Annotated in this window: 15 protein-coding genes; 10 read left to right on the top strand and 5 right to left on the bottom strand. The window is 63.1% G+C overall.

Going from position 1 to position 17,142, the window contains the following annotated elements:
- Positions 1–297 precede the first annotated feature (297 nt).
- Entirely contained in the window at positions 298–837 is a 540-nt protein-coding gene (gene thpR, locus KMAL_RS01835; RefSeq protein WP_110094048.1) for an RNA 2',3'-cyclic phosphodiesterase, read from the bottom strand.
- A gap of 277 nt (positions 838–1,114) precedes the next feature.
- Between thpR and KMAL_RS01830 the strand changes: the two genes are divergently transcribed.
- From KMAL_RS01830 to cyoD, 5 genes are all read left to right on the top strand, one after another.
- Entirely contained in the window at positions 1,115–1,894 is a 780-nt protein-coding gene (locus tag KMAL_RS01830; RefSeq protein ID WP_167400021.1) for a Bax inhibitor-1/YccA family protein, read from the top strand.
- 721 nt (positions 1,895–2,615) lie between these two features.
- Entirely contained in the window at positions 2,616–3,542 is a 927-nt protein-coding gene (cyoA, locus tag KMAL_RS01820) for a ubiquinol oxidase subunit II (protein WP_167400022.1), read from the top strand.
- A gap of 5 nt (positions 3,543–3,547) precedes the next feature.
- Positions 3,548–5,542 carry a cytochrome o ubiquinol oxidase subunit I gene (cyoB, locus tag KMAL_RS01815; protein WP_110094044.1) on the top strand — a complete coding sequence of 665 codons (1,995 nt, stop codon included), beginning with the start codon at positions 3,548–3,550 and terminating at the stop codon, positions 5,540–5,542.
- The gene (cyoC, locus tag KMAL_RS01810; protein WP_110094043.1) at positions 5,542–6,147 is read left to right on the top strand and encodes a cytochrome o ubiquinol oxidase subunit III; all 606 of its coding nucleotides are present in this window, start codon (positions 5,542–5,544) and stop codon (positions 6,145–6,147) included. The genes cyoB and cyoC overlap by 1 nt, the downstream gene beginning before the upstream one ends.
- A complete protein-coding gene (cyoD, locus tag KMAL_RS01805) occupies positions 6,147–6,479 on the top strand; it encodes a cytochrome o ubiquinol oxidase subunit IV (RefSeq protein ID WP_110094042.1) in 333 nt (110 codons plus the stop codon). Before cyoC ends, cyoD begins: the two co-directional genes overlap by 1 nt.
- Before the next feature lie 133 nt (positions 6,480–6,612).
- Here the strand turns inward: cyoD and fdxA are convergent, their stop codons facing one another.
- From fdxA to KMAL_RS01790, 3 genes are all read right to left on the bottom strand, one after another.
- Complete coding sequence (gene fdxA / locus KMAL_RS01800; protein ID WP_110094041.1) at positions 6,613–6,942, bottom strand: ferredoxin FdxA; 330 nt, start codon at positions 6,940–6,942, stop codon at positions 6,613–6,615.
- A gap of 176 nt (positions 6,943–7,118) precedes the next feature.
- Positions 7,119–7,454: a S4 domain-containing protein gene (locus KMAL_RS01795; protein ID WP_110094040.1), complete on the bottom strand. Its 336-nt coding sequence runs from the start codon at positions 7,452–7,454 to the stop codon at positions 7,119–7,121.
- Entirely contained in the window at positions 7,451–10,087 is a 2,637-nt protein-coding gene (locus tag KMAL_RS01790; RefSeq protein WP_110094039.1) for a helicase-related protein, read from the bottom strand. Before KMAL_RS01790 ends, KMAL_RS01795 begins: the two co-directional genes overlap by 4 nt.
- Positions 10,088–10,210: 123 nt before the next feature.
- Here KMAL_RS01790 and KMAL_RS01785 point away from each other — a divergent pair, with 123 nt between their 5' ends.
- The 3 genes from KMAL_RS01785 (at position 10,211) to KMAL_RS01775 (ending at position 12,779) form a co-directional block, all read left to right on the top strand.
- Entirely contained in the window at positions 10,211–11,632 is a 1,422-nt protein-coding gene (locus KMAL_RS01785) for a leucyl aminopeptidase family protein (protein ID WP_110094038.1), read from the top strand.
- A gap of 169 nt (positions 11,633–11,801) precedes the next feature.
- Positions 11,802–12,227, top strand: a complete 426-nt coding sequence (locus KMAL_RS01780; protein WP_408887875.1) for a MarR family winged helix-turn-helix transcriptional regulator — start codon at positions 11,802–11,804, stop codon at positions 12,225–12,227.
- A gap of 105 nt (positions 12,228–12,332) precedes the next feature.
- The gene (locus KMAL_RS01775; RefSeq protein WP_167400027.1) at positions 12,333–12,779 is read left to right on the top strand and encodes a hypothetical protein; all 447 of its coding nucleotides are present in this window, start codon (positions 12,333–12,335) and stop codon (positions 12,777–12,779) included.
- A gap of 108 nt (positions 12,780–12,887) precedes the next feature.
- On the opposite strand, the gene KMAL_RS01770 is transcribed toward KMAL_RS01775, so the two are convergent.
- On the bottom strand, positions 12,888–13,883 hold the full coding sequence (locus KMAL_RS01770) for an MraY family glycosyltransferase (RefSeq protein WP_110094037.1): 996 nt from the start codon (positions 13,881–13,883) through the stop codon (positions 12,888–12,890).
- Between the two features lie 77 nt (positions 13,884–13,960).
- On the opposite strand from KMAL_RS01770, the gene KMAL_RS01765 reads away from it, so the two are divergent.
- Both KMAL_RS01765 and KMAL_RS01760 read left to right on the top strand, forming a co-directional pair.
- The gene (locus tag KMAL_RS01765; RefSeq protein ID WP_110094036.1) at positions 13,961–15,940 is read left to right on the top strand and encodes a polysaccharide biosynthesis protein; all 1,980 of its coding nucleotides are present in this window, start codon (positions 13,961–13,963) and stop codon (positions 15,938–15,940) included.
- Entirely contained in the window at positions 15,937–17,076 is a 1,140-nt protein-coding gene (locus KMAL_RS01760) for a DegT/DnrJ/EryC1/StrS family aminotransferase (RefSeq protein ID WP_110094035.1), read from the top strand. Before KMAL_RS01765 ends, KMAL_RS01760 begins: the two co-directional genes overlap by 4 nt.
- The last annotated feature ends 66 nt before the right edge of the window (positions 17,077–17,142 follow it).

Here is a 17,142-nt window from a genome sequence, read left to right as displayed (position 1 = left end):
CAGGTAGTCCGTTTCATCCGAACATACCGGCGGGATTACATACGTCTTCTGACATTTTAGTGTTCGAGATCACTAAGTTGTGAACAAGGTGTCGGAGAAGCAATGATTCGCACAAGATGAATCTCGTGTAATCTTTTGAAATGTTCCTGTTTTTAAAGGATATTTTCCCATTTCGTTGCGAGTGGCAGGTCATGTGCCGGTAACTTTATATGCCACATATGTATTTCATATATTCATAACAGATGTGACCAGACGGTCTCGAACGGGCACTTGTTTCGAAAGTGATGCAACCCCGCGTCATGGACTCAGGGGGTAATCCTCCAGCACTTCGTAGACGGGAGACTCCTTCCCCCGCAGCGAACTGTAGAGGGAGAAGGCATGGATCGTGGCTGCCGCGCCATCGGACATGCCGTGACGTCCCAGCCACGGTCCCAGCCGGGCCGGGTCGGGATGGGGGATGGAGCCAAGGGTGATGTGCGGCACGAACCGCCGCCGCCGGTCCTCCATCCCGACACGCCGCATGGCGGTGTCCACCTTGCGCTGCAGGTGGAGGAGGGAGTCGTTGCGGGCGACTCCCATCCACAGCGTCGCAGGTGCGGCGGGACGTTCGAACAGGCCCGGCGCATCGGCGAGGAGGTCGAAGGACGGCGCGCGGATGGCCGAGAGCGCGTGGTGGATATCCTCCATCAGGTGGCGGTCCGTGACCTCCCCGATGAAGCGCAGCGTGAGGTGGTAGGTTTCCGGCGGCATCCAGGTCACGTCGGCAAGGCTGCCGCGCAGCTCCGCCAGGCGCGAGGAAAGGGGGTGGGGAATCCCGAGGGCAATGAAAAGTCTCATCAGGCGGACCAGTCAGGCAGAATGGGTGAAAGATGCCAGCCGCAGGGTGACGTGCGCGATTATTGCCCCGTCTGTCGGGCCAGATGATGTTAGGCTGTACTATATACTAATGTACGTATCTATGACGCAGTGGCCTTTGCCGGGTATCATGCCCGGACAAGAGGCATGTGTTGCCATCTTTTAATGTGTTGGCCACGCGCACGTTCTTGAAGCCTCCATAGGATGCCCCACATTCAGGGATGACGCGTTCGCACGACGTGGATGAAGGAAACTTGAAATGGCTTTTGGCCCGGATTCGCGAACTTTTGCCAGACCTACGGCAGATGGTACCGCCGGTTCCATCGACATGGGACTGCGGACCTACATGTTGCGCGTTTATAACTGGATGACTTCGGGGCTGGTGCTGACAGGTCTGGTTGCCTACCTGATCGCACACAACGCCACGCTGCAGGCCCTGTTCTATCAGGCGGTGCAGACACCTGGCGGGACTATCTTCCGCCCGACCGGGCTGGGCATGCTGGCGATGATCGCGCCGCTGGGATTCGTCCTGGTGATGTCCTTCGGCGTGACGCGACTGTCGCTGCAGGCGGTGCAGGGTCTGTTCTGGCTGTTCTGTGGCGTGATGGGCTGCAGTCTTGCCAACATCTTCCTGGTCTTCACCGGGGTGTCGATCACACGGGTGTTCTTCATCACGGCGGCGACCTTCGCCACGATGTCCATATGGGGATACACCACGCGTGCCGACCTGACCCGTTTCGGTTCGTTCCTGATGATGGGACTCTTCGGGTTGGTGATCGCCGGACTCGTGAACCTGTTCCTGCACAGTCCGGCTGTCTATTTCCTCTACAGCGTGGTCGGCGTGATGCTGTTCATCGGTCTGACCATGTTCGATACGCAGCGCATCAAGTTCAACTACCAGCAGTTCGCCGCCTATGAAGGCCCGGACATGGCGGCCCGCCGTGCGGTTTATGATGCGCTGGACCTCTATCTGAACTTCATCAACCTGTTCCAGTTCCTGCTGCAGTTCATGGGCGTGCGTAACAACAACAACGACTGATATCCTCTCACATGCCCCGGCATGCTCCCGTCGGGCGCGATGGGGACGGGGATGAAAGACTCAGGCAAGATCAGCCCGTCACGAAAGTGGCGGGCTTTTTTCATGTCATGGCCCAGATCTGCGGAGAGCATGAACAGGATGGGAACATTTCGGGGCACAGCGGAACAAACGTTGTTCGAAATAAGACTTATTCATTATGAGAAACAGTTAGTTGACAAGAGTGTGATGGACAGGAGAAACAGTTAGTGCATTGTTTTCGCGCATAAAAATGAGATATTTCCCTGTCTCTGAAATCTATTGAAATATTATGTGAAGACTTGCTTATGGAGGGGTTCAGGTCGGATAACCCTTGAATAGAGAAAACATATGAAAGGGAATACGGCACGAAAAAGGTACGCTTCAAGACACAGGACGGCATCGCGATTACCGGTCCGATCTGCCCTGACTGAAACAGGATTGATATCTGATGGGCTGGATTGATCGAAATCATGGTCAGCCGGTCGGCAACCAACTCATGACAGATGCAAACCGAAAAAAACCATATGTTTGATTTTCGGGAGTTGACGAAGGCGCGATGTCGCTGTTGTGGGACGTTGTTGCCTGCACGAATGCAGATGCATGGCCCGTGGCGTGCGTATAACGTGACCGTTGTTGTTAGTGCCCGTGGATGAAGCGAGGATGTGAGCGAAATAGGGTGATGTCGAAACCAACGAGGCGTGAGATGAAGAAAAAAATCTTGCCAAGATTATCGAAGTTAATGTGCTTGTCCTCCGCAGCCCTCCTGGCAGGATGCGACTGGGATACGCTCAACCCCAAGGGTGTGATCGGGGTTCAGGAAAAGAGCCTGATCCTGACCTCCACCGTGGCGATGCTGCTGGTGGTCATTCCGGTGTGTATCCTGACGCTGTGGTTTGCCTGGCACTACCGCCAGTCCAACACCTCGGCCGAGTACCTGCCGAAATGGTCGCATTCCAACAAGATCGAGGTGGTCATCTGGGCCGTTCCCAGCCTGATCATCCTGTTCCTGGCGGTGCTGACCTACCAGACCTGCCATTCGCTTGACCCGTACAAGCCGCTCGAGGCCGAAGCGAACGTCAAGCCGATCCACGTCGAAGTGGTGGCCCTGGACTGGAAGTGGCTCTTTATCTATCCGGATGAAGGTATCGCCACGGTCAACCAGATGGCGATGCCGGTGAATACGCCGGTTGATTTCCGGATTACCTCTGATTCCGTGATGAACTCCTTCTTCATCCCGCAGCTTGGCACGATGATCTATGCCATGGCGGGCATGCAGACGCAGCTTCACCTGATTGCGAATGAGGCTGGCGATTTCCAGGGTGAATCCTCTAACTTTAGTGGCCGCGGCTTCTCCGACATGCGTTTCCGTGCGCTGGCAATGCCGGCGGACCAGTACAGCGCGTGGGTGGAAAAGGTGAAGGCTTCGTCCGAACAGCTGGACAGCGCAAGCTATCCCAAGCTGGCCGCCCCGAGCGAGGCGAACCCGGTCGAGTACTTCTCGCATGTCGATGCGACTCTGTTTGACGATATCGTTGCCAAGTACAACAACGGCATGGTCATGGATAAGAGCACCGGCAAGATGCTGCACATGCAGCAGTCCGCAATGTCCGACATGAATATGAAGGAATAGGACAGATGTTAGGAAAATTAACCTGGTCGGCCATTCCTATCGATGTGCCGATTCTTGTAGGGACCTTCATCGGTGTCGCGATCGCGGGACTGGCCGTTCTGGGTCTGATCACCTATTATGGCAAATGGGGTTACCTGTGGCGTGAGTGGCTGACCTCGGTCGATCACAAGCGTATTGGTGTCATGTATATCGTGGTCGCGCTCGTTGCGCTGTTCCGCGGTTTTGCCGACGCCATCATGATGCGTTCACAGCTTGCGCTGGCCTATGCCGGGAACCCCGGTTACCTGCCGCCGCACCACTATGACCAGATCTTCTCCGCCCACGGCACCATCATGATCTTCTTCATGGCCATGGCGTTCATGCAGGGTCTGATGAACATCGTGGTTCCGCTGCAGATCGGTGCGCGCGACGTTGCCTTCCCCTTCGTGAACACGCTGAGCTTCTGGATGACGACCATCAGCTTCCTGCTGGTCAACGTCTCCCTGTTCATCGGTGAGTTCTCGCAGTGCGGCTGGCTGGCGTATCCCCCGCTGTCCGAACAGCAGTTCAGCCCCGGCGTCGGTGTTGACTACTACATCTGGGCGGTTCAGCTGTCGGGTGTCGGCACGCTACTGACGGGTGTGAACTTCTTCGCGACGATCGTGAAGATGCGTGCGCCTGGCATGGACTACATGCGGATGCCGGTGTTCACCTGGACCATCTTCTGCACGACCGTGCTGATCATGGTGGCCTTCCCGATCCTGACCGTTGCGATGGGTCTGCTGGGTCTTGACCGTTACCTGGGCATGCACTTCTTCACCAACGACGGCGGCGGCAACCAGATGCTCTACCTGAGCGTGATCTGGGGCTGGGGCCATCCCGAAGTGTACATCCTGGTCCTGCCTGCCTTCGGTGCCTTCTCCGAAATCACCCAGACCTTCTCCCGCAAGCCGCTGTTCGGCTACAAGACGATGGTGTACGCCACGGCCTCCATCATGGTCCTGTCGCTGGTCGTGTGGGTTCACCACTTCTTCACCATGGGTGCCGGCCCGAACGTCAACGCGTTCTTTGGCATCATGACCATGATCATCGCGGTCCCGACGGGCGTGAAGATCTTCAACTGGCTGTTCACCATGTATAAGGGCCGCGTCGAATTCCACGCGACCATGTACTGGGTCATCGGCTTCATGATCACCTTCTCCATCGGTGGCATGACCGGCGTTATGCTTGCGATCCCGGCTTCGGACTTCGTGCTGCATAACAGCCTGTTCGTTATCGCCCACTTCCATAACGTGATTATCGGTGGTGTGTATTTCGGCTACGTCGCGGCGATGAACTTCTGGTTCCCCAAGGCTTTCGGCTTCAAGCTGAACGAAGCGTGGGGCAAGCGGGCGTTCTGGTTCTGGTTCGTTGGCTTCTACTTCGCGTTCATGCCGCTGTATGTCCTGGGCTTCGAGGGCATGACCCGTCGTATGAACCACTACGACAACCCCGAATGGCATCCCTGGCTGCTGATCGCGGAATTCGGTGCGGTCCTGATCGCCCTGGGTATCGTGTGCCAGCTGACGCAGCTGTATGTTTCGATCCGTGATCGCAACCTGGCTGAAAACCGTGACATGACGGGCGATCCCTGGAACGCTCGTACCCTGGAATGGTCCACGTCTTCGCCCCCGCCGTTCTACAACTTCGCGGTCCTGCCGGTTGTTCATGAACTCGATGCGTTTGCCCACGACAAGGAAGCCGGTATCGACACGCGCTGCGCGGGTGCTGATTACCAGCCCATCCATATGCCGAAGAACACGGCCTGTGGTTTCCTTATCGGTGCGTTCAGCTTCATCCTTGGCTTTGCTGCTGTGTGGTGGATCTGGTGGCTGGCTGCTGTTGGTCTGATCGGCGTGATCGCTACGGTGATTGCACGTTCGTCCGACAACGATGTCGACTACTATGTGCCGGTCTCCGAGGTTGCCCGCATTGAAAACGAGCACACTCACAACCTTATGGCAGCACAGGCAGCAGAATAATGGCGCAAAATATTACTGCTGATGCGGCCCACGCCCACGAAGAACACCACGAATCTCCCGTGGTGTTCGGGTTCTGGCTGTATCTGATGACGGACTGCATCATCTTCGGCACGCTGTTTGCTGTGTTCGCGGTGCTGCGGACCCAGTTTAACGGCGGACCGAACGGTCATGAGGTCTTTGAACTGTCGGGCGTTGGAATTGAAACGGCGATCCTGCTGTTCAGCTCCATCACCTACGGTTTCGGCATGATCGCCGCACACGAGAACAAGATCAGCACGATGCGGGTCTGGCTGGGGGTTACCTTCCTGCTGGGCCTGGGCTTCCTGTTCATGGAAATCCGTGAGTTCACTCACATGATTGCCGAAGGCAACGGCCCGGATCGCAGCGCGTTCCTGTCGTCGTTCTTCACGCTGGTTGGCACGCATGGTCTGCATGTCACCTGCGGCCTGCTGTGGATGGCGGTCCTGCTGTTCCAGACGGCTGGCAAGACCGAGCTGAACGAGCGCATGATCGGCAAGCTCACCTGCCTCAGCCTGTTCTGGCACTTTCTGGACATCGTCTGGATCTGTGTCTTCACCTTTGTCTATCTGATGAGTGTGATCTGATGTCTGATGCACATACATCCGCCTCAGGCGAGAGCCACGGGAGTGTAGGGTCTTACCTCACCGGGTTCGTGATCTCTGTTCTGCTGACGGCAGCGGCTTTCGGCCTGGTGATGGCGCATACGTTCTCACCGTCCGGAACCGCCGGGGCGATCACGCTCCTCGCCGTGGTGCAGATCGTCGTTCACCTGATCTTCTTCCTGCACATGAACGGTTCGTCCGAGCAGCGCTGGAATATCATGGCCTTTGCCTTCACGGTCGTGACGGTTCTGATCCTGGTTGGCGGCACGATCTTCATCATGCACGACACCTCGATCAACATGATGTCGCGCTAACCCGCGACATCAGCCGGGTCCGGGTATCCTTCGGGATATCCGGCCAGCGGTTGAAAGACTGTGGTCGAAAAAAAGGGCCGGCGAGGATTTCCTCGCCGGCCCTTTTTGATGGAACGGTGTTACCGGATCAGTTTTACTTCTGGGGTTCCGGCGACAGCAGCTCAGCCTTGTTGGGCTTGTCCTTCCATTCTTCCGCATCGGCGGGGGGTTCGCCCTTGCGGGTGATGTTGGGCCACACGCCAGCATATTTGGCGTTGATTTCCGCCCATGCGGTGGCGCGGTCATCGCTGTCGGGGAAGATTGCCTCGGCCGGGCATTCCGGTTCGCACACGCCGCAATCGATGCACTCGTCCGGGCTGATTACCAGGAAGTTTTCACCTGCATAGAAGCAGTCGACGGGGCAGACCTCGACGCAATCCATGAATTTGCAGCGAATGCAGTTTTCGGTGACCACATAGGTCATCGCCTATCTCCGATCATTATTTACAGGCCAAAGCGGTTTATCTTCAGCCAGGGACATGAGATGAGGGCGCCAGCCAGGGCAGAAAACCTCATCCGGAATGGCCGAAGATATGAGAGGGTTTTGCCATTGTGGCAAGTCAAAGACGCCCACAAATGAATAATCCGTGGCGATGTGGGCTATGTGTGATGCTTTTCATCAATTTCTGGAATAACGTCATATAACATTCGAGCAGCAGATGCGCCTTCGCGACGTCGGGCGAAACCTGCGACGCGAATGACCATGACGCTGCGCCGATCCGGCGATGGCAGCGTCAGGACATCATCCAGATGCACCTGCGCATGGGCCTTTACGGTGCGCTGGCGGTTGATGCGCACCTGTCCCGCCGCGATGAATTCCGCGCAATCATTACGACTCCGCGCAAAACGGGCATGCCACAGCCACAGGTCAAGGCGCTGGGCCTGCGGGGCCTCTTCGCGCGGCCCGACGACATCCCGTGCGCCCCTGCGACTCATGACTGGCGTGCCTTCAGCACAGCGAGGGCCGCGAAGGGATGATCCGCATGGTCATGCCCGCCACGCAGGGGGGCACGGGGCCTGCCCTGCCCTGTCGGGGCCACGGCCGCAGCCTGCTCCCGCGATGCGGTGGCCTGTGTGGCCCTGTATGCGGGCCTGTGGCGCAGGCGTCCCATCAGCATGGCGGGGGCGGGGGGGCCGAATTGCGCGGGTGGCATCGGGCGCGTCGGGCGGACATGGATGTCCAGCCCCTTGAGCACCGCCATGACCGCGTCACGCCGGATGCTCAGGCGCGAGGCCAGGGCATTGGACAGCGGCACGGGATGGTGCCGGGTCTGGCGTGTGAGTTCGTTGACCAGCTTTTCCGCGATATCGGCGCGGATACGCACCGGCCCCGCGCGCATCCAGCCCATGCGGTCCATGAACGTGGCGGGCAGCAGGTCATGGGGAATGGATATCACGCTGGCGGCCGGCAGTTCGGGGATGTCCGTCTCCATATGCGCGCAGGTCAGGATGGCGCGCAGGCGCATGCAGCGTGGTTTCATCAGCGCGGGCATGAACAGCGCCAGATGTCCCATGCGGATGCCCAGACGCCCCAGGTGCCCGTGCAGCACGCGGGAGCGCGCCTCGTCGCGGTGCAGGGGGGTGACGCCGCCATCCTCCATCAGGCGATGCACGATCCCGCGCAGCGTCGGGTCGTCGGGCACCGCCGCCTGGGCTGCGAACAGCGGCGCCAGCACGTCGCGCACGTGACGCTCCAGCCAGTCCTGCAGGCGCTCGCGGATGCGTTCGCGCTGCACGTTGTCGAGCAGCGGGTTGTCCAGAACCTCAACCCTTGGACGCAGCAGGTCGTGCCCACGGCGCAGGCGCGCGACATTCACGCCTTCCCACATCAGGTGCCGTCCGTCGCGTGCAATATCGAAGCAGGAGTCGGGCGCATGGGCCAGCACATGCACGCGGCGCGGGATTTCGGTGCGTACCGCCCGTCGTGCCGCGCGCATCAGCAGGCGGCGGTCCGGCACGTCGATGCCCTCGGCCATCAGGTCCAGCCCCGCGATACGCCCGACGGGATGCCCTTCCACCAGCACCTCGCCCTGTGCGGTGACGGCGGACAGCAGGTCATCCGCGCTGCCTTCGTCAAGCCGCCGTATCAGGGTGGCAGCACGGCGGTCCACGAAACGCGCGGTCAGTTGCGCATGCAGCGCATCGGACAGCTGGTTTTCCGCATCGCGCGTGCGTTCCTGCCAGTGTGCGGCATCGCGCAGCCAGTCGGGACGCGCGGCGACATAGGCGCACACCCGGATGCCCGACAGGCGGTGCATCAGGGAATCGATCGTGCCTTCCGGCCGCAGGAAGGCGGCGATCTGCCCCTCGATCCATGCCGGGGGCACCCGCCCGTCGCGGATGACGTGGGAGAAGATGCGCGCACACAGCCGGATGTGGCTGTCATCGCCAAGCTTGCGGAAGTCCGGGATCTGGCAGGCTTCCCACAGCAGGCGTGTTGCAGCGCGCGACCGGGCGAGGGTGCGGATCTCGGGGCTGGCGGCAAGGCTGGCGAGGGCGAGCACGTCCGACGCCTCATGCCCCGCCGTCAGTTCCGGTCGTGGCGGGGAACGCCCGAGGCTGGCGAGCAGCGCGTCGGGGCTGGAAAAATCAAGGTCGCTGTTCCGCCATGACAGGCGCGACAGCGGGTCGAAACGGTGTTCCTCCACCGCTTCGGCGACTTCCTCGGACAGGGGGCGGCACATCCCGGTGGTGCCGAACGTGCCATCGCGCAGGCCACGCCCCGCGCGCCCGGCGACCTGCGCGATTTCAGCGGGCGTCAGGGGGCGCATGCGCGTGCCGTCGAACTTCGACAGGCTGGCGAAGGCGACATGGTTGACGTCCATGTTCAGCCCCATCCCGATCGCATCCGTCGCGACGAGGTAGTCGACTTCCTTGTTCTGGTACAGCGCGACCTGCGCGTTGCGCGTGCGCGGCGAAAGCTGCCCCATCACGATCGCGCATCCGCCACGGCGGCGGCGGATCAGTTCGGCAATGGCATAGACCTCGGCGGCGGAGAAGGCGACGATGGCTGAACGCGGCGGCAGGCGTGTCAGCTTGCTTGGCCCCGTATGCGCCAGTTGCGACAGGCGCGGGCGGTGGTCGATCTCGATTCCCGGCACCAGCCGACGCAGCAGCGGGCGGATGGTGTCGGCGCCCAGGAACATCGTCTCCACCTGTCCGCGCGCATGCAGCAGGCGGTCGGTGAAGATGTGCCCGCGGTCGGGATCGGCGCAGAGCTGGATCTCATCGACCGCGACGAACGCCACCCGCCGGTCGAGGGGCATGGCCTCCACCGTGCAGGAAAACCAGCGCGCGTCGGGCGGGATGATCTTTTCCTCGCCGGTGATGAGCGCGACCTTCCCCGCGCCCTTGCGCGCGACCATGCGGTCGTAGTTTTCGCGTGCGAGAAGGCGCAGCGGAAAGCCGATGATGCCACTGGCATGCGCCAGCATCCGTTCGATGGCCAGATGCGTCTTTCCGGTGTTGGTGGGGCCGAGTACGGCGCGCACCTGCGCGGAGGACGAAATGCCGGTCGCGCGTCCGGCGGCGGAATGAAGGGGGCCAGCCCCCATGGGTACACCCGTCATATCCGCATGCTCTGGCGAGTGACGGGCAAATGCAAGCAAAACCCGCACATTGCGCGTGACAGGTTGCATGCCGTGCGTGGTGGACGCACGCTGCGGTGGCAAATGACCTGAAAGGGCAATGTCATGACGTTTGATGATTTTCCCGGCCTGCTGCCTGATGCGGCGGCAGGAGACCTGCCGGTGCGCGTGGTCCATGCGCTGCGCCCGGCGCAGTTGCCGCAGCTTGCGGACCTGATTGGCGCCGGGGCGGCGGCGTTTGCCACCGATGCCGGGTTTGGCGCGGCCCATGGGCAGGTGCTGCTGCTGCCGGGGGACAGCGGGGTGGAGTCGGCGCTGCTGGGTCTGGGGGATGATCCGCAGGGCGGGGCGTGCGATCCGTTCGTGTACGGCGCACTGCCCACACAGCTTCCCGCCGGTGCGTGGCGCGTGCAGGCCCCGCCGGATGTCGGGGAGGGGGACATCGTCCTTGGCTTCTGCCTTGGCGGTTACCGCATGCCAGTCTTCGGGCGCACGCCGTCCGGGGACGGGGCGGACGTGCGCCTGGTCGTGACGCCGCAGGCCATGGCCGCGGCGCAGGTGGCGGCGTGCATGTGCCAGGCGCGCGACCTGATCAATACGCCGCCCAACCTGATGGGGCCGGAGGAACTTGCACAGGCGGCGCGTGCCACGCTGGAACCGCTGGGAGCCAAGGTGCGCGTCGTCACGGGCGAGGCATTGCGCGCGGCCTATCCCACCGTGGCCCATGTCGGGATGGGATCGGACCGCCCGCCCTGCGTCGTCGTGGCGGAATGGCGCGGCAGTACGGCGGATGCCGCCGCGCCGCTGCTGTCGCTGGCGGGCAAGGGGGTGTGTTTCGATACGGGCGGATACGACATCAAGCCCGCGTCCTCCATGCTGCGGATGAAGAAGGACATGGGGGGCGCTGCGCTGATGCTGGTGCTGGCGCGACTGGTCATGCTGCGGGACCTGCCGCTGCGGCTGGAACTGCGGCTGGGCTGTGTCGAAAACAGCGTGTCGGGCCATGCCATGCGGCCGTCCGACGTGATCGTCACCCGCTCCGGGCAGACGGTGGAGGTCGGCAATACCGACGCCGAGGGACGGCTGGTGCTGTGCGACCTGCTGAGCGAGGCCAGCGACTCCGCCCCCGACCTGCTGCTTGATGCCGCCACGCTGACGGGGGCGGCGCGCGTGGCGCTGGGGCCGGACCTGCCCGCGCTGTTCAGCAATGATGACGCGGTGGCGGCGGACCTGCTGGCGGCGGGGGACATGTGCGCGGACCCGATGTGGCGGCTGCCCCTGTGGAACGGGTATCGCGCATGGCTGCGCAGTCCGGTGGCAGATATGAACAATATTTCATCCCGACCGATGGCCGGGGCGGTCACGGCGGCCCTGTTTTTGCAGAATTTTGTCAAAACTGGTGTGCGCTGGGCTCATATCGATACATACGGATGGAATGATTCTGCGCGGCCCGGTCGTCCAGAAGGCGGAGAAAGTCTTTGTTTAAGAGCGGCTTACGGCGGGATATTAAAAATATTTAATATCTAGGACATATTGGGACACTGATGTAACGATCCGATCCGGAAACTAATTTGCATTCTGCGACTTATATATGCCGTAATTGCCAATTATATGTGCAACACCATCTTAGCCATGTCCTGCCAGGTGCGGAGTCTTCGCATCGGGTCCGGCCATGGACAGCAGAACAAGGATTGAAATGATGGCACAGTCATCAGGTTCGGATTCCATGATCAACGTCCTGCGTGATACCATTGTCTCGATGGTATCGCGTGATGGGCAGGATCTCTCCGCGCGCCAGCTCGCGGTCTTTCTTACCTGCTACCTGCAGGACGATCCGCAGACCGTGCGCGGCCTTGCGGCGCACCTCAACGTCTCCAAGCCGGCGATCACGCGTGCGCTTGACCGGCTGTGGCAGCTGAAGCTGATCAAGCGCGTGCGCGACCCGATGGATGGCCGTTCGGTCCTGATCTTCCGCACGCCGGTCGGCACGAATTATCTGGCTGAACTTTCCGCCATCGTCAGCGAGGTCGGGGCCGCGCAGGGGCAGGAGGCGCCGGCCCCCATCCGCAAGGCCAAGACACGCATGCGCAGCATGGATACCCGCACGCGCCGCGCGGGCTGACCATGGCTGCATGATGGCGGCGGGGGACGGTGCAACCGCGCCCCCTGCCGCGCATTATGCAGGGACTATGGTCCTTCATACGGCAACGGACAGGAGAATTCGATGATTCGCATGGTAACCCGCGCTGCGGCGGTCGCCCTGATGGCGATGCCCCTTCTTGGGGCAGCCGCCCACGCCGATGATGCGCTTGGGACGCCTGTGGGACATGTCACGATCAAGGTCCAGTCCGCCGATATCGGGATCGGCCGCACATGGGGTTCGGGACGCCTGACGTTCCAGCACCATACCTACCGTTTCCGTATTGATGGCGGCTCCATCGCGGCTGTCGGCTATTCCAAGGTCACCGGAAGTGGCGACGTGTATAACCTCCACGCCGTCAAGGATTTCGAAGGCAGCTATGCCGCCGTCAATGGCGAAGCCACGGCGGGCACGGGTGTCGGCGGCGTCGTGCTGAGCAACCCCAACGGGGTGAAGATCAAGCTGGTGACGCAGAGCAAGGGCGGACGTCTTGCCGCCGCGGCGCAGGGCATGAAGATCACCCTCGTCAAATAATCCCGACTTTCCTGCCACGGCCGCAGGCAGCAGGGATGGCAGGGACCGCGCCTTTGGGCCGGTCCCTTTTTTTGCCTTGGTCCCCGTGGCGGATGGTGAAGCGACGGCCTACCACCGGCCGACGGGATGGGCGCGGACACGGTGGCGGACATAGGCCGCCCAGGCCGCCTGCATCCCGGCGGCCAGCACGAAGGCGGCCCATGGCGGGATTTCGCCCCGGCGCAGCAGCCATGCCAGCACGCCGCCCCACAGGCACATCCCCCATGCCAGCGGGGCCAGCAGCGTGCAGGGCAGGCCGCTGCGATGGGCGACCTGGTACAGGTGGCCCCGGTGCGCGGTCACGATCGATTCGCCCGCCCGCCACCGGCGCAGCAGCGTGAAGGCGACATCACAGGCCAGGCCGGAGACCAGCAGCGGCATGACCGCCCATCCGGTGTCCCCGCCCCGCGCCAGCAGCAGGCCGAGCGTCCCCAGCACCATCCCGCATCCCTGGCTGCCGACATCGCCCATGAAGATCCGCGCGCGGGGGAAGTTGAACGGCACAAAGCCCGCGATCGCGGCGGCCATGCTGGCGGCGATGGGAATGACGGTGGCGGCCACGGGCGCGGGGGCCAGCCATGGCAGCATCAGGCACGCGCACAGCGACGTGCCGGAGACAAGGCCATTCATCCCATCCATGAAATTCACGCAGTTGGACATGAACACCAGCCATACGATGCCGCCGATGGCCCGCAGCGGCGTGATGGGCGGCAGGCAGGCCACGATCATGATGGCGGCGGCGAACTGCGCCAGCAGCTTGACGGCCACCGGGCGTGAACGCAGGTCGTCATACCATGAAACGGCGCAGAGCAGCGCCAGCGCGCCGATGAAGCCGGCCCCCATGAAATGATCCGGCACATCCCCCCATGTCGCGCGGGCAACCGGCATTCCCGCCATGAAGGCGGCCATGATGCCAATGCCGCCGCCGGTGGGGACGGGCGTGCTGTGGGCGCTGCGTGCGACGGGATGGTCCAGCACCCGCACGCGGATCATGGCCCGTACCAGCAGCATGGAAACCGCCGCGATTGCGACCATCAGCGCTGCGAACGGCAGTAAGCGGGGCATTACCGGGCTGACTTTACGCTTTGGGACATGATCTTTCCTTTGGGCGCTTTCGCTGCTGGGCTATAGGGGGAGGGGCAATGGTTGTGCAATCCCTCAGGCCTGATGCGCTTGTCCACCGGTTCCTTACGGCCAGGGCGATCATGGTGAACACAAGCCTCGATTTCTGTATCGGGGCGTGCGCCGTGCCGTGCGCGCGGTGGCTGGACCATCCGGGCGGCGGGATGGCGTGGGACTGGCATGCGATGCTGCCCGGTGGCGCGGCGCTGCTGGCGGCGGGGATGCCCTTTCGCATTGCGCAGCAGCACTGGCGCTTTTCCGGGGCGGCGGATTTCTGGCGCCTGGCGTGGGCCGCGGCCCTTGCGGCGTTCCTTTACGCGACCGGCATGGCGCTTGCCGGGCATGGGGTGCCGGGACCGGCCCTGCCTGTCATCCATGCGCTGGTCCTGCTGGTCATGCTGGTGGGCAGCCGCCTGACCTACCAGCGCTGGCGGTTGTGGCGTCGCCAGCGCAGGGCGCGCGGCGGGCAGGCCGGGCAGTACCGCGTCGTGCTGGTTGCGGACGGGCGCAGCGCGGACCTGTTCCTGCATGCGGCCTCGGCCCCGATGGCGGTCACCGGGATGGTCGTCAATGGCGCGCACCGTCGGGGGCGGCGCATCCATGGCGTGCCGGTGCTGGGCACGATGGAGGAACTCGATACGGTGCTGGCGCGCCTGTGCCGCACGAAGGCGCAGCCGTCGCCGCTGCTGATTGTCGATCCGTGCTGCAAGGGGACCGCGCTGGCCACCGTGCTGCGCACCGCGCAGGCGCATGGCGTGCAGGTCCGTCGCATGCCCGACATCGCGGCGGTCACGGCGCCGGAGTGGAGCGAGCTTTACCCCGTGGAGATCGAGGAACTGCTCAACCGGCCCCCGGTCGCCCCCGATTTCGGGCGACTGGCGGACATGCTGCGCGGGCGCCGCGTGCTGGTGACGGGGGCGGGCGGGTCCATCGGCATGGAACTTGTCCGCCAGATCGCCCGCTATGCCCCCGCCAGCCTGATCCTGCTGGATAACGGGGAATATGCGTTGTGGCGGATCGACGTGGACCTGTCCGAACAGGCCCCGCAGGTGCCACGGCATATCGTGATCGCCGATGTGCGCGACCCGCAGCGCATCGAACAGGTCTTCGCACAGTACCGCCCCGAACTGGTCTTCCACGCCGCGGCCCTCAAGCATGTGCCGATGGTGGAGGACAATCCGTGCGAAGGGCTGCTGACCAACATAGAGGGCAGCCGCGTGGTCGCTGACGCGGCACGGCGGCATGGCACGCGCGCCATGGTGCAGATTTCCACCGACAAGGCGGTCAACCCCTCCAGCATCATGGGCGCGTCCAAGCGCGTGGCGGAGATGTACTGCCAGGCGCTCGACATCATGGCGCGGCGTGACGGGACGGACCTGCGCTGCATCACCGTGCGCTTTGGCAACGTGCTGGGCTCCGCCGGGTCGGTCGTCTCCCTGTTCCGCCACCAGATCGAGCGCGGCGGCCCGCTGACGATCACCGACCCGGACATGGAACGCTATTTCATGACCGTGGCGGAGGCCGTGGCCCTTGTGCTGCAGGCCAGCGCCTGCGGGCTGGACAGCCGTCCGGGCGAAGGGGAGATCGACGACATGCTGCGCATGGGGGGGATCTTCGTCCTCGACATGGGCCAACCCGTGCGCATCGTCGACCTTGCCCACCAGATGATCGTGCTTGCCGGCCTGCGGCCCGGGCAGGATATCGAGATCCGCTTCACCGGCGCGCGCCGGGGCGAGAAACTGTCCGAGGACCTGTTCCACCAGCGCGAGGTGCCACGTCCCACCGGCTGTCGCGGATTGCGCATGGCAACGCCGCGCACGGTGGACCTTGCGCTGGCGACGTCTATCATGGATGCGATTGTAAGGGCGTGCAGGACGGGCGACGATCGGACCGCGCTTGCGCTGCTCAAGGAGCTTGTGCCTGAATTCGTCCATACGGGACAGCCTGGCGACCCTGCGGCGCCAGCCCGACGGACCGACCGCGAAAGGAATGCGTCATGACCTCCACGGCTGAAAAACCGATCGGTTTTCTGGACCTGGCCCGACAGCAGGAGGAAATCGGCCCCAACCTGCGCACGCGCATCGACGCCGTGATGAAGCACTGCCGCTTTGTCATGGGACCGGAAGTGACGGAGCTTGAGGCGCGTCTTGCGGCCTATGCCGGGGCGGCCGCCTGCGTGGGCGTGTCATCGGGCACCGATGCGATCCAGATCGTCCTGATGGCGGAAGGAGTCGGGGCAGGCGATGCGGTGTTCCTGCCCGCCTTCACCTACACCGCCACGGCGGAGGTGCCGCTGGTGCTGGGGGCGACGCCGGTTTTCGTCGATGTCGATCCCCACACGTTCCAGATCGACCCCGCCAGCCTGCGCGCACGCATCGCCCATGTCCGCGCACAGGGGAAGCTGCGCCCGCGCGCGATCATCGGCGTGGACCTGTTCGGGCAGCCCGCGCCATGGCCCGAACTGCGCGCCATCGCCACGGCGGAGGACATGTTCCTGATGGCCGACTGCGCGCAGTCCTTCGGCGCGAGCCTGTCGGGCCGGAAACTGGGGCGGGAGGCCGCCGCGACGACGCTGTCCTTCTTCCCGTCAAAGCCGCTTGGCGCCTATGGCGATGCGGGCGCGATCCTGACCGATGACCCGGAGCGCGCGGAACTCTACCGCTCCCTGCGCAGCCATGGGGAGGGCAAGACCCGCTATGAGGTCCTGCGTACGGGAATGAATGCGCGGCTTGATACCCTGCAGGCGGCCGTGCTGCTGGCGAAGATGGACATCTTCGATCATGACCTGAAGCGTCGGGGCGAGATCGCGCGCGCCTATGACGCGGGCGTCGCGCAACGTGTCGTCCCGCCCGCGCGCGTGCCGGACAGCGAATCGGCGTGGGCGATCTATTCCGTGCTGGCGCGCGATACGCAGGACCGCGCGGCCCTTCAGGAACAGATGAAGGCCCGTAACGTCGCATCGGCGGTCTATTACCCCATGCCCCTGCATCTCCAGCCCGCGTACCGGCCGCATCATGACGGCGTGTCCCTGCCGGTGTCGGAGGACCTGTCGCACCGTATCCTCGCCCTGCCGCTGCATTCCGTGCTGACGGATCATGACGTGGCGCGGGTCGTGGCCGCCGTATGCGGTGCATGACGTCACCGGGCGAAGGTGGCGGGGATGGCGGTGATGCGCGGCTGTCCCGACGTTGGCAGGCTGTCG

It is taken from the genome of Novacetimonas maltaceti (assembly GCF_002906255.1).
GTDB classification, from domain to species: domain Bacteria; phylum Pseudomonadota; class Alphaproteobacteria; order Acetobacterales; family Acetobacteraceae; genus Novacetimonas; species Novacetimonas maltaceti.
Note: the sequence above shows the minus strand (reverse complement) of the source record. Positions and strands in the feature narration are given on the sequence as shown.